This window comes from Plantactinospora endophytica, assembly GCF_016862915.1.
Classification (GTDB): Bacteria; Actinomycetota; Actinomycetes; order Mycobacteriales; family Micromonosporaceae; genus Plantactinospora; species Plantactinospora endophytica.
In genome coordinates, this window is sequence record NZ_BONW01000034.1 from 30,179 (window position 1) to 42,537 (window position 12,359).

Annotated in this window: 10 protein-coding genes; 4 read left to right on the top strand and 6 right to left on the bottom strand. The window is 72.5% G+C overall.

Annotated features, from left to right (window positions below; translation table 11 throughout):
* Positions 1–3: 3 nt before the first annotated feature.
* The 4 genes from Pen02_RS30260 to Pen02_RS30275 all read right to left on the bottom strand — a co-directional run bounded on the left by Pen02_RS30260 (position 4) and on the right by Pen02_RS30275 (position 3,444).
* Complete coding sequence (locus Pen02_RS30260; RefSeq protein WP_203869553.1) at positions 4–843, bottom strand: ABC transporter permease; 840 nt, start codon at positions 841–843, stop codon at positions 4–6.
* Positions 840–1,838 carry an ABC transporter ATP-binding protein gene (locus tag Pen02_RS30265; protein ID WP_239141543.1) on the bottom strand — a complete coding sequence of 333 codons (999 nt, stop codon included), beginning with the start codon at positions 1,836–1,838 and terminating at the stop codon, positions 840–842. Before Pen02_RS30265 ends, Pen02_RS30260 begins: the two co-directional genes overlap by 4 nt.
* 110 nt (positions 1,839–1,948) lie before the next feature.
* Complete coding sequence (locus Pen02_RS30270) at positions 1,949–2,365, bottom strand: hypothetical protein (RefSeq protein ID WP_203869554.1); 417 nt, start codon at positions 2,363–2,365, stop codon at positions 1,949–1,951.
* Entirely contained in the window at positions 2,365–3,444 is a 1,080-nt protein-coding gene (locus tag Pen02_RS30275; RefSeq protein ID WP_203869555.1) for a trypsin-like serine peptidase, read from the bottom strand. Before Pen02_RS30275 ends, Pen02_RS30270 begins: the two co-directional genes overlap by 1 nt.
* A 441-nt stretch (positions 3,445–3,885) precedes the next feature.
* Here Pen02_RS30275 and Pen02_RS30280 point away from each other — a divergent pair, with 441 nt between their 5' ends.
* The 3 genes from Pen02_RS30280 to Pen02_RS30290 all read left to right on the top strand — a co-directional run bounded on the left by Pen02_RS30280 (position 3,886) and on the right by Pen02_RS30290 (position 8,020).
* Positions 3,886–5,445, top strand: a complete 1,560-nt coding sequence (locus Pen02_RS30280; protein ID WP_307837742.1) for a M28 family metallopeptidase — start codon at positions 3,886–3,888, stop codon at positions 5,443–5,445.
* Positions 5,446–5,704: 259 nt separating this feature from the next.
* Positions 5,705–6,919: a M20 family metallopeptidase gene (locus tag Pen02_RS30285; RefSeq protein WP_203869556.1), complete on the top strand. Its 1,215-nt coding sequence runs from the start codon at positions 5,705–5,707 to the stop codon at positions 6,917–6,919.
* 27 nt (positions 6,920–6,946) lie between these two features.
* Complete coding sequence (locus Pen02_RS30290; RefSeq protein ID WP_203869557.1) at positions 6,947–8,020, top strand: ArsR/SmtB family transcription factor; 1,074 nt, start codon at positions 6,947–6,949, stop codon at positions 8,018–8,020.
* 170 nt (positions 8,021–8,190) lie between these two features.
* On the opposite strand, the gene Pen02_RS30295 is transcribed toward Pen02_RS30290, so the two are convergent.
* Positions 8,191–8,793, bottom strand: coding sequence for a dihydrofolate reductase family protein (locus tag Pen02_RS30295; RefSeq protein ID WP_203869558.1), 603 nt, complete (start codon positions 8,791–8,793; stop codon positions 8,191–8,193).
* Between the two features lie 456 nt (positions 8,794–9,249).
* On the opposite strand from Pen02_RS30295, the gene Pen02_RS30300 reads away from it, so the two are divergent.
* Positions 9,250–10,419: a nitroreductase family protein gene (locus Pen02_RS30300; RefSeq protein ID WP_203869559.1), complete on the top strand. Its 1,170-nt coding sequence runs from the start codon at positions 9,250–9,252 to the stop codon at positions 10,417–10,419.
* 75 nt (positions 10,420–10,494) lie between these two features.
* Here the strand turns inward: Pen02_RS30300 and Pen02_RS30305 are convergent, their stop codons facing one another.
* The gene (locus Pen02_RS30305; protein WP_372445701.1) at positions 10,495–12,204 is read right to left on the bottom strand and encodes a cellulose-binding domain-containing protein; all 1,710 of its coding nucleotides are present in this window, start codon (positions 12,202–12,204) and stop codon (positions 10,495–10,497) included.
* Positions 12,205–12,359 lie beyond the last annotated feature (155 nt).

Here is a 12,359-nt window from a genome sequence, read left to right on the forward strand (position 1 = left end):
GGGCTAGTGTCGCGGGTCCCAGCGGAACCAGCGGCGGGTCGCCGAGACGCCGATGGCCAGCCACAACAGTATGATCACAGCCGGTTCCCGGGCCTCGGACAGTACGCCGACGAAGTCTCGCGGCGCGTCGGTGCCGGCGGTACCCAGCCAGCCGAGCCGGACCAGGTCGAGCACCGGGGTCAGCGGCAACAACTGGAACACCCGGGCGAGCGCGTCCGGCAGCGACTCCACCGACCCGGTGACCCCCGATCCGATCATGGAGAGGATCAGCACCGGCAGGGTGGTGATCTGCGCGCTCTCCACCGTCCTGGTGAAGCCGGACGACGCGGTGGCGAGCAGGACGAAGATGGCACAGCCGGCCAGCACCGCCGCGAGCAGCAGCGGGATGTTGACCGGCATCGGCAGGTCGAACAGGACCAACGCGGCGACGACGGTGAGCACCACCTGCGCCAGGGCCAGCGCCAGGGCCGGTACCGCCGCGCCGACCAGGATCTCCGCGTCGGTGACCACCCCGGTACGCAGCCGCTTGAGCACCCGCTCCTCGCGCCGGGCGACGTACGTGGTCACCAGGTTGTAGTACACGACGTAGAGCAGGACGAAACCGAACATGGTGGTGGCCAGCAGCGCGCCGGTGGAGACGTGCCCGTCCCCGCTGAGGAACGTCGAGAAGAGCGCCACCGTGGCCAGCGGCAGCAGCAGTGCCGTGGTCGCGGCGGTCTTGTTGCGCAGCAGGAGGATCATCTCGGCCCGGCCGAGCACGCCGATCCGGCGCAGGCTCACCGGACCGAGCCCGAGCCGGCCGAGGAGCCGCCCGTTCCTGCTCACCGTCGCCGGTGCCGTCATCGGATCTCTCCCTCGGTCGATTCCTCGGAATGTGCCACGGCGAGGAACGCCTCCTCCAGGGAGGCGGCCCGGGCGTCCAGCCCGGCCAGTTCGAGGCCGCGTTCGTTGGCCCAGCCGAGCAGCGTGGTCAGGGCCGGTTGGAGGGTGTCGGTGTAGAGCGTGAGCCGGTCGCCGGAGGCGGCGGGCGCACCGGACGGTGGCGGCTGCGCGCCGGGCAGCGCCGGTAGGTCGGCCCGGCCGAGCCCGTCCGGCAGTGCGAAGCTGATCCGCGCCGGGTGCGCGGCGACCACCTCGGCGACGGTACCGGCCGTGACGATCCGGCCCCGGTGCATGATCGCCAGCCGGTCGGCGAGTTCCGCCGCCTCCGCGAGGTAGTGCGTGGTCAGCAGCACGGTGAGGCCGTCGACGAGCAGAGCCCGGACCAACTGCCAGGTGTTGTGCCGACTCTCCGGGTCGAGCCCGGTGGTCGGCTCGTCGAGGAACAGCACGTCCGGCCGGCCGAGGATCGCCATCGCCAGGTCGAGGCGGCGTCGCTCACCGCCGGAGAGCTGCTTGACCTGGGTACGCGCCCGGTGGCGCAGGTCCACCAGTTCGAGTGTCCGGTCGACCGGTTGCGGGTCGGGCAGCGTACCGGCCCACATCCGGGCGGTCTCCGCCACGGTAAGGTCGGCGGGAAAGCCGCCCTCCTGCAACATCACCCCGGTCCGGGGGCGTACCGCCGCCCGGTCCCGGTACGGGTCGTGGCCGAAGACCCGCACCGTGCCGCCGCTGGGCAGGTCGAGCCCTTCGACGAGTTCGAGGGTGGAGGTCTTGCCCGCACCGTTGGTGCCGAGCAGCGCGAAGAGTTCGCCCCGGCCGACCGAGAAGGAGACGCCGCGCACCGCCTCGAAACCGCCGCTCCCGCCGTACCGTCGCCGTAGGTCGGTGACCTGGACGACGGTCTCCCGGTCGGGCGGGGCGAGCGCCGGGTCGGCGGCCGTCATCGTGTGGTTCATGTGTCGATTATTTTTGCCGTCGGCCGTCGGCGGCAGTGCCACCACTCACCGCTTCCCGTGTGCGCCGCCCGGCCCCACCCGTGACGAATGTCAGGCCGGAGGCAGCGCGGTCAGGGGGCCGGGACCACCGGAACCGGTCGGGGCGGCTCGGCGGAGAGGTCGACCACCCGGGCGGCGCCGAGCGGCGCGTCGAGCGGTACGACGGTGGTCTCGACCCGGGCCGAGTTGGGCACCTCCTCGGCCGGACCCGGAGCCCGCTCGCGCACCCAGACCAACAGTCCCAGCTGGTCGCCGTCGCGGCGCTGCTCGACCCGCTCGACACCGTCGGCCAGCGCGGACATCCCGACCCGGATCCGCAGTTCGCGGTCGGCCGGGCCGGGGCTGTGGTCGAGGGTGAGGCTCAGTGCCGGAACGACCCGGGGTGTCGTCGCGTCTTTGCCGGGTTCGCCGCCCGCGCACGCCACCGGCGTTGCCGCCACGGTCGAAAGTACGACCATGGCGGCAACCCGGCGGAGCATGGTACCCATCAGCTCAGATTACGCACCGCCGCATAGAGATTCGACACTCCGTCACCGAAGTACGGCCCGTAGATCTGCGTCAGGTCGTTGCCGACGTGGTAGCTGTTGACGCTGATCGTGTAGCCCGAGTTGCCGTTGAAGTCGGCCAACCAGGCGCCGCCGCTGCCGCCGCCCTGGATGGTGCAGGCCAACTTCAGGTCGCCCCAGAGGACGTACCGCCGGGACGTCGCACCGTCACAGGTGATCAGGTCCTCGCCGTCGAACGGGGAGTTCAGCGGGAACCCGAAGTGCCACACCGACGGGGTCGCCGGCCCGTTGATCCGGATACCCTGGCTGCCCGTGACGTCGGCGAGCCGCCGCCCGGCGTTCAGGTGCATCACCGCGACACCGACGTCGTACGCCCGGTCGCCGTTGTTCATCCAGCCGTTCAGCGACCACAACTGCCGCGCGCTCCAGGTGCCGAGCGGCCGGTCGCCGTAGTAGTAGTCCGGGATGAAGGTCCAGTTGGTGTTCTGCCAGCCGCCACCCGGGCCGCCGTGCACACAGTGTCCGGCGGTGAAGACCGTGTTGCGGGCCTCGCTGCTGACCACCACGCCCGAGCAGTGCCAGAGCCCGCCGTTGTGCTGGTACAGCACCTTGCCGTTGGTCAGCGACACCCAGTCGTGCCGCCACGGCCAGGAGGTGCCGACCGCGCCGGCCATCACCGAGGCGTCGCCGCGCCCGGCCTTCGCCGCGCCGGACCGGCCGTCGAGGTTGGCCGCCGAGGCGCGCGGCGCCAGACCGGCCACGACGGTCTCCCCGAGTACGGAGGACTGCGCGGTCTTGCGGAGTTCGGCGAGCGAGACACCGTTGTCGGCCGGCCGGGCCGCGGCGATCCGCTCCTTGGTCCAGAACCTGGCGAGGGCGATCTCCGGAGTGCTGCCCAGCGCGGCGGCCTCGGGGCTGAGCTTGACCGACGTCGAGCGGACGCCGGCCGGGTCCGCCGACGCGGCGGCGGCACCGGTGGCCGCCATGGTCGACGGCAGAACCGTGACGGCCAGGGTGACGATCGTCAGAGTGGTGGTCCGAAGAGATGGTCGTAGTCGCATGGATGTCCCATCTGATGCGAAGCCAATCAGGACCGGCTCTCGAGTGCCGCACCGAAGCTATCGAGGAACATTCATATCGCTCTGTCGCCTGGACGCCACTGTCGGAAAGCGACACCGCGCCGTGACCACTGAACCTTTTTCAACCTCCCCTTGCGGTCCGCCGGACAGCAGGGTCGGACACGGTGCGTGAGCGCCGCGCGGTTCAGGTTGAAAAAGGTTCACTGGATGTGGATGTCAGGTGAGTCGCCCCAATTCGGGGCAGGCGGGGATTTGAACCCGTTCCTATTGCCGGCAGGCGTCCGGCTCGCCACGCTGCTCCTCGCGGATGAACATCGTCGATGTACGGGGCCGGCCCGACCGGTGACGACGATCTCCGCGCGCCCGGGCGTACGCCGACCGGCGGCGGCCGGGTGGACCGATTCCCTGACCCTGGGAGGACATGTGAACCGTCGCCTGCTCCGCTGTCTCACCGGCGCCGTCCTGGCCGCCGTCGTCGTGCTCGCACCCGCCGGTGCCGGGCCGGCCGGCGCCGGACCGCCCGGCTCGACCGCCGACGGTCCGGTCCGGCTCCTCGCCGCGCCGGACATCTCGCTGTCCAACGTGAAGGCGCACCTGAGCCAGTTCCAGTCCATCGCCACGGCCAACGGCGGAAACCGGGCGCACGGCCGGCCCGGGTACCTCGCCTCGGTCAACTACGTCAGGTCCCAACTGGACGCCGTCGGCTACACCACGGCGGTGCAGTCGTTCACCTACAACGGCGCCACCGGCTACAACCTGATCGCGGACTGGCCGGGCGGCGACACCGACGACGTACTGATGACCGGGGCGCACCTGGACAGCGTGACGGCGGGACCGGGAATCAACGACAACGCCTCCGGGTCGGCGGCGATCCTGGAGGTCGCGCTGGCGGTCGCCCGGACCGACCTGGCGCCCGAGAAGCACCTGCGGTTCGCCTGGTGGGGCGCGGAGGAGTTGGGACTGCGCGGCTCGCAGTACTACGTCAACAACCTGCCCGCCGCCGAACAGGCGCGGATCGGCCAATACCTCAACTTCGACATGGTGGGCTCGCCGAACGCCGGCTACTTCGTCTACGACGGGGACAACTCCGACGGGGTCGGCTCCGGTCCCGGCCCCGCCGGCTCGGCCCAGATCGAGCAGACGATCCAGGCGTACTTCACCTCGATCGGGGTGCCGACCCGGGGCACGGACTTCGACGGCCGCAGCGACTACGGGCCGTTCATCCGGGTCGGCATCCCGGCCGGCGGTACGTTCACCGGCGCCGAGGGCATCAAGTCGAGCAGCCAGGCGACGCTCTGGGGCGGTACGGCGGGTACCGCCTTCGACCCGTGCTACCACCGCGCCTGCGACACCACGACGAACATCAACGACACCGCGCTCAACCGGAACGCCGACGCCATCGCGTACGCGGTGTGGGAGCTGGCGGGAACCCCGGCACCACCGGGCAGCACGGTCTACAGCGACACCTTCGAGACGGCGACCGGCTGGACCGTCAACCCCGCCGGCACCGACACGGCGACGGCGGGACAGTGGAGCCGGGCCGATCCGGCGGCCACCAGCTCGGGGGTGGCCACCCAGCTCGGCACGACCGTCAGCGGTAGTTTCGACCTGGTGACCGGCCCGCTCGCCGGCAGCGCCGCCGGGGACCACGACGTGGACGGTGGGGTGACCAGCGTCCAGTCGCCGCCGATCAGCCTGCCCGGCAGCGGCACGTTGACACTGTCGTTCTCCTGGTACCTGGCCCACCTCAACAACGCCAGCAGCGCCGACTACCTACGGGTACGCGTCGTCGGCGGCAGTACCGTGACGGTGCTCAACGTCGCCGGTGCGGCCAGCAACCGGGCCGCCGCCTGGCAGAGCGCGAGCGCGAACATCTCGGCCCTCGCGGGGCAGAGCATCCGGATCGTGGTCGACGCGGCCGACGCCAGCGGCGCGAGCCTGGTCGAGGCGGCCGTGGACGACGTACGGATCGTCCAGAGCTGACCGGGCGGCCCGCCGGGCGGGGGTGGCACGTCACCCGCTGCCCGGCGGGCCGACGCGTCGACGGGACGACCCGTGGTGGACGCCGGCCGGGTCAGGGGCTGCGGGCGGCGGCGTGCCGGCGTCAGGGCCGGCCAGGGTTACCCCGGGTGCGGCAATCCGGGCTCGGTCGGCTCCGCCGGGCCGCAGTCTCGATACCTGACGGCGCGTCCCCTCGTACGACGCGCGTCGCACCGGCCACCGCGTCCGACGGGAGTCCACCATGTCCACCGGATCCGACACGTCCACCCCGACGCCACCCATGGCGGTCCTCGCCACCGAAGTCGCCGCACTGCGGCCCCGGATGGAGGCGGTGAGCCTGGCCATCCACGGCCGGCCGGAGCTGAAGTTCGCCGAGTTCCACGCCCAGGAGCTGCTCACCGACTGGCTGGCCGAGGCCGGGTTCACCGTGCAGGCCCCGGTGGGCGGGGTGGCGACCGCCTTCGCGGCCGTACACCAGGGAAGCCGACCGGGGCCGTACGTCGCCGTGCTCGCCGAGTACGACGCGCTGCCCGGCGTCGGGCACGGCTGCGGCCACAACCTGATCGCGGCCGGCGCGGCGGCGGCGGCGATCGCGGCCGTCCGGGCGCTGCCGGACCATCCCGGTACGGTCGCCGTGCTCGGCACCCCCGGTGAGGAGATGGGTGGCGCCGGCAAGGTGCTGCTGGCCGAGGCCGGCGTCTTCGACGACGTCGACGCGGCGATGATGTTCCATCCGGGCGACCGCTCGCTGACCACCCGGACCGGGCTGGCGGCGGCACACCTGCGGATCGGCTTCACCGGGGTCAGCGCACACGCCTCGATCTCACCGTGGCTGGGCCGCAGCGCGCTGGCCGGAGCGCAACTGTTCCTCCAGGCGATCGACGCGATGCGACAGTTCGTGCCGCCCACGGTCCGATTGCACGGCATCGTCTCCGACGGCGGACAGGCCCCGAACGTCGTACCCGCGTACGCGGCGGTGGACCTCTACGTCCGGGACCGGACGGCCACGTCGGTCGAGGCGCTGCTGGGTCGGGTACGCGACGCGGCCGAGGGCGCCGCGCTGGCCACCGGTACCGAGGCGATGGTCCGGGAGACCGGCCCGTTGTACGCGGAACGCCGCGACAACCTGGTGCTGGCCGAACGGTTCGGTGCGGCGGTACGCGCCCTCGGGGTGGAGATCCGGCCCGGTGACCCGGACAGCCCGGCCGGGTCCTCGGACATCGGCAACCTGTCGCGGCTGCTGCCGGTCATCCACCCGTACATCCAGATCGCCGACACGGGCACGCCGAGCCACTCGGGTGCGATGCGGGAGGCGGCGGCGACACCGCTGGCGCACGACCGCACCCAGGTGGCGGCGACCGGGCTCGCCCGGGTGGTCACCGAGCTGCTCACCCGGCCGGACCTGCTGGCGGCGGCGCGGGCGGAGTTCGCGGCGCGGGCCGAGGCGGTGGGATGACGAGTCGTCGACCATACACTCTGCGTCATGTCGGTGGTGATCCTCCTCCAGGGGGTGGACCCGGACCGCTTCAGCGTCACCGTCTCACCCCTCGCGGAGCTGGCGGCGAGCCTGCACGTGCTGACCGGCCACGTCCACCATCCCGAGCACGCGTCCTGGGCGGCCGAGGTCGCCCGGACCGCGCCGCCCGCCTTCCGGGCCGGGCTGCGCCGATTCGCACCACTGTGGACGGCGCTGCGCTGGCGGGCCTTCTACCCGGGGACCGACCCGACCGTCCCGGCTGCCACCCTGACCCGGCTCTCGCTGCACCGGTTCGCCGAACTGACCGCGTTCACCTGTGCCAGCGGCTACCACGGCTTCGACTTCGGCCAGGTCCTGCACGACCCGGCGCAGGCCGCCGCGCTGCGCCAGGCCGCCTCCCGGCTGCCGGAGCCGCACCTGGCCCTCGCCGAGGACCTGCTGCGGGACCCCGAGGCACTCCGCGCGGACCTGCTCGGCTTCCTCGACCTGTGTCGCCAGGTCTTCTTCGCCGACCTCTGGGCCGCGACCGAGCCGTTGCTCACCCGCGCCGCGCACCGGGTACGGCAACGGTTGGCCGACGAGGGCCCGGCCGCCGCCCTGGTCGCGCTCAGCCCGTCCAGCGCCCGGCTGGCCGCCCCGTCGACCGGGCCGGCCCGGGTCGTCTTCGACAAGGTGCACCACGCGGTGATCAGCCCGTCGCGTACGCCGGTCCTGCTGATCCCGACCCGGTACGGCGCCCCGCACCTGCTGGTGAAGAACGAGCCGGGGCTGCCGCCGGTGGTGCACTTCCCGGTCGAGGCGCCGGACGTCGGCGTCACGCTGGCCCGCAGCCGCCTGCTGGCCCTCACCGACGCACGCCGGGTACGGCTGTGCCGGCTGATCGCCCGGCAGGCGATGACCACCGCCGATCTGGCCGACCGGCTGGCGATGACCCGTCCACAGGTCTCCCGGCATCTGCGGGTGCTGCGCGACCTGGGCCTGGTCCGGGTGGAGCGGCACGGCCGCTACGTGCACTACGGGCTCGACCTGCCGGCCGTCGAACGCATCGGGCGGGACGTGGCGACCGCGTTGCAGTACTGAACCGGAAAGGAGAGTCCCGCCGGGAGGCGGTGCGGTGCGGTGCCGAGCCCGGGAACAGAGGTTTCGGCCGGGGACGTGACGGGTCACGGCGCGGAGCCCGGGAACGGAAGTTGCCGTACCGGGCAGCGCCACGCGTCGAGTCCGCTGGCCGGTGTTCCGGCTGGGCGGGATCAGCCGGCGAGGTGGACCTTGGCGTCGTCGTAACCCGCGTCACCGGGTGCCGCCGCCGGCCCGTAGACCAGGTTGAGTACCCCGGTCGTGAAGGTCTCGGACGCGATCAGCCGCAGCGGGATCGGGGCGCCCTCGTCGAACAACCGCATCCCGCTGCGGACCGCGATGGGGTGCACCAGCAGGTGCAGTTCGTCGAGCAGGCCGGCGGCCAGCAGCGCCCGGACGACCGAGACCGAACCGGCCAGACCGATGGTGCCGCCCGGCTCGGCCTTGAGGGCGGTGACCGCCTCTACGAGGTCCCCGGCGAGCTGCTCCGAGTTCCGCCAGGTGAACTCCAGCTTGCGCGTCGACACGACGATCTTGCGGGCGTCACCGAGCCGCTTGGCGAAGTGGGCGTCCTCGCCGCCGGCCGCCTCCCGGTCGGGCCACGCGCCCGCGAAACTGTCGTAGGTGCGGCGGCCCAGCAGCAGGGTGTCGGCCGCACCGACGACCGCGTCCACGGCCGCGCCCATCTCGTCGTTGAAGTACGGGAAGTGCCACTGGTCCGGCGCTTCCACCACACCGTCGAGCGAGATGAAGAGGCTCGCGATGATCTTCCGCATGATGCTCCTCCGTCGTTCCGGTCCGTCGCCGAGCCGGCGCGACGGCACGACGGCACGACGCGGGAGGCAACTCGGCACAGCCGCCCTGGACAGGCGCGCGCCAGCCTAACGGGGTGGTCCGACATCGAGGAGTTCGACGGTGCGTACCGGGCCGGCGGGGCGGCGGGAGCCTGCGAGGATGGGCCGGTGGATCTGGACTCGGGTGCCGGCCTGCTGCACCGGCTGACGTCGTACCGGCTGGGTCGGGCGTGGGACGTGCCGGGTCGACGATCCACGGGTGCGGCACGACCTCGTGCCGAACGACCCGGGCACCCGGCCGGCACCGACGAAGACGTACGCCGGACTGCCCGTCGTGCCGTTGCCGCGCCGGCTGCCGGAGCCGGACGTCTCCGCCACCGAGGCGCTGGCCGGGCACCGGGCCGAGGTTCGGCCGCTGGACGCCGCGCAGCTCGGGCGGTGCTCTTCCTCGGCGCCGGAGTCGTCCGGGTCGCCGAACGCGACGGGATCGAGACGCCGTTCCGGGCGTCCGGCTCGGCCGGTGCACGCTTCCCGCTCGAGGTCTACGCCAGTACCCGGGGCGTGGCCGGGGTTCCCGACGGGGTGCACTGGTACGACGCGCGGGAGCACGCGCTGGTGCGGATCGGGCCGGCCGCCGTGGGTGACACGACGACGCTGGTGGTGACGGGTGTGCCGTGGCGGACCGGCTGGCGCTACGCCGAGCGGGGCTGGCGGCACCTCTACTGGGACGCCGGCACGCTGCTGTCGCAGTTGGGCGCGGCGGCTTCGAGTGCGGGGCTGGGGCCGCAGCTTCGCAGCCGGTTCCCGGACGTGCGGCTGCGGCAGCTGGTCGGCGCCGACGGCGTACACGAATATCCGCTGGCTCTGCTCTCCCTCGGCGGCGGCGTGCCGACGGTGACCCCCGGCGGGCCGGCCGCCACCGGGGCACTGCCGCCGGTCGAGTTTCCGCTCTGCACCGCCGCGCAGCGGGCGGGCGAGCGCGACGACCTCGGCCCGGCCTGGCCGCCGGGATCCGAGCTGCCGGACGTGCCGGGGTCGGAGTCGGTGGACGAGGTGGTCCGGCGGCGCGGCTCGCAGCGCCGGATGGACCGCCGGGGATCGCTGCCCCGCGCACTGCTGGACTGGCCGCTGCGGGCGGCGCTGCGCGGTGTCGACGTGCCGCACTGGGTGGCCGTGCACGCCGTCGACGGGCTGGCGCCGGGCATCTACCGCTGGCCCGACCTGGACCGTCCGGTACGCGCCGGGGACCACCGGGCCGAACTGTTGCGCGTCTGCCTCGACCAGAGCCTGGCCGGCGACGCGGCGTACGTCGTGATCGCGGCGACGCCGCCGGCCGGGCTGGACGACCGCGGCTACCGTGACGCGCAGTTGGCGGCCGGCCTGGTGGAGGGGCGGCTGCACCTCGCCGCGTACGCGCTCGGCGCGAGCGCCAGCGGCATGACCTTCGTCGACGCGGAGGTGCCGGCGCTGCTCGACGAGCCGGACGACCTCGTGACGCTGCTGTTCACCTGTGTCGGGGTGCCCGCCTACCGGTCGCGGCGCGGCGGCACCCCCGGCGCACCGGCCGCGTTCCGGCCGGTCACGCCCCGGCTCCGGCCGAGAGGCTGACCGGCACCTCACACCGAATTCGGTAGGCCCGCGACGGACGGATCCGCCACGGGCCCGTACCGGACGGCGCTGCCGTCAGTTCGGGGCGTGCACCCCGTTGGCGGCGTAGTCCCTGGTGGCGCCCCGGACGTACATGGTCGACGACTGGTTTCCGGAGAAGTACTGCCGGATCGAGCCGGTGAACGGCGTACTGGAGGCGTTGCGGCCGTACACGTCGGTGTAGACCGTGGTCGAGCCGCTGTTCTGCACCGAGAAGGTGCCCGGTCGGAACTCCCGCAGGGTGCCCTTGAACGGCGAGCGCGGATCGTCCCAGGCGAGGTTCTGCCCGGCCTGCCGGGCCTGGTTGCAGTAGTCGCCACCGGCCAGGTTCGTGTAGCACAGCTCCACGATCCGGCCCAGGTTGTTCGGCTTGGCCGGGTCGTAGTAACGCGACGGGTTGACCACGTAGAACAGCGGCGCGACCCGGACGTTCAGCCCGGAACCGGTGATCTGGAAGTCGGAGAACCAGAAGTCGTCCATGTCGGAGACGGTGAACGGCACCGGGTTGGGGTAGAGCGGGTCGTAGTGGGTACGGCCCTCCCGGATCGCCTGCACGCAGCCCGGCTCGGTGATCAGTCGACCCAGCGAGCGGGTCTCCGACGGCGAGTCCGCCGGCACCGCCGGACCGACGTTGATGAACGCACCGCCGAACCCCGGACACTCGCTGGGGCTGAATCCTCCGGCCCGCCCGAGTGGGATCAGCGCGCTGAACCGGGCCTCGCTGACCTGGCCGCCGTTGCTCGCGGCGCAGCGCTGGTTGAGGAGCAGTTCGTGGATGTTGTTGGTGAACGCGTCCGGCGAGTGGGTGCCCTGGTGGAACTTGAGCAGTACGTCGCAGGTCGCGATCGTGGTGCCCTGCGGCGGGAAGAAGCTGGTGCCGTTGTCGCCCTGGATCACGTTGACGTTGTTCACCGTCAGTACCTTGTGCCCGACGTGGTCCTCGTGCCGGTGGCTGTGCTCGGGCATGTTGCTCATCATCACTTCGCTGGTGTAGCCGAAGGCGGGCCAGCCGGCGGTGGCGTACAGGTCCGAGGGTCGGGGGTCGTCACCGTGCTCGTGGCCGAAGTTGCAGCCGCTGGGGTCGCGGTTCGGGTGCCAGGTCGGATAGACCTTGCCGTCGGGGCCGTACGTCCAGTAGCGGGAGTGGATCTCGACCGAGCACTCGCCGGACCTCGGCAGGTACCCCTTCTCGTTGGCGGTGGCGATCAGCTCGTAGGCCCGGCTCCTGACCGCGCTGGCCGGCGGCGGCGCCGTACCCCAGGTGGGGTTGCCCGGCGGCGCGGAGGTCGGCGGCGGAGTCGGCGGCGAGGTGGGTTGGGTCGTCGGTCCGGTGGTCGGTCCGGTGGTGGGGTTGGGGCCGGGTTGGCCGGTGCAGGTCGTGCCGTTCACGGCGAAGCTGGACGGTGCGGGGTTGCTGCCGGTCCAGGACCCGTTGAAGCCGAACGAGGTGCTGGCCCCGGTGGCAATGCTGCCGTTGTAGCTGGCGTTGCGGGCGGTCACCTGGCTGCCGCTCTGCGACACGGTGGAGTTCCATGCCTGGGTGACCCGCTGGCCGGCGTCGTAGCTCCAGGTGAGCGTCCAGGAGCTGATCGGGTCGCCGACGTTGGTGACGGTGACCGTCGCGGTGAAGCCGCCCTGCCACTGCGAACCGACGGTGTACGTGACGCCGCACCCGGGGGCGGCGACTGCCGGCCCGGCGAGCATGACGGCCGTTCCGCTGGCGGCGATCACGGCTGCCACGGTCACGGCCGACCACAGCCGGGATCGGGGACGATGTAGGCGCATTGCTGGCCCTCCGAACGATGGTGGGTGAATCGACGGAAACACGCCTGGCGACAGGCGACCATGCCGGACGGCGGGACCGGGGCGTGTCTGCGTCGTGACGAGCGCGGGGCACACCG

Coding starts and splice junctions, on each gene's coding strand:
- Pen02_RS30285 (WP_203869556.1), top strand. CDS start 5,705: ATGTCCACCGGATCCGACACGTCCACCCCGACGCCACCCATGGCGGTC.
- Pen02_RS30265 (WP_239141543.1), bottom strand. CDS start 1,838: ATGAACCACACGATGACGGCCGCCGACCCGGCGCTCGCCCCGCCCGAC.
- Pen02_RS30260 (WP_203869553.1), bottom strand. CDS start 843: ATGACGGCACCGGCGACGGTGAGCAGGAACGGGCGGCTCCTCGGCCGG.
- Pen02_RS30290 (WP_203869557.1), top strand. CDS start 6,947: ATGTCGGTGGTGATCCTCCTCCAGGGGGTGGACCCGGACCGCTTCAGC.
- Pen02_RS30275 (WP_203869555.1), bottom strand. CDS start 3,444: ATGCGACTACGACCATCTCTTCGGACCACCACTCTGACGATCGTCACC.
- Pen02_RS30270 (WP_203869554.1), bottom strand. CDS start 2,365: ATGGGTACCATGCTCCGCCGGGTTGCCGCCATGGTCGTACTTTCGACC.
- Pen02_RS30295 (WP_203869558.1), bottom strand. CDS start 8,793: ATGCGGAAGATCATCGCGAGCCTCTTCATCTCGCTCGACGGTGTGGTG.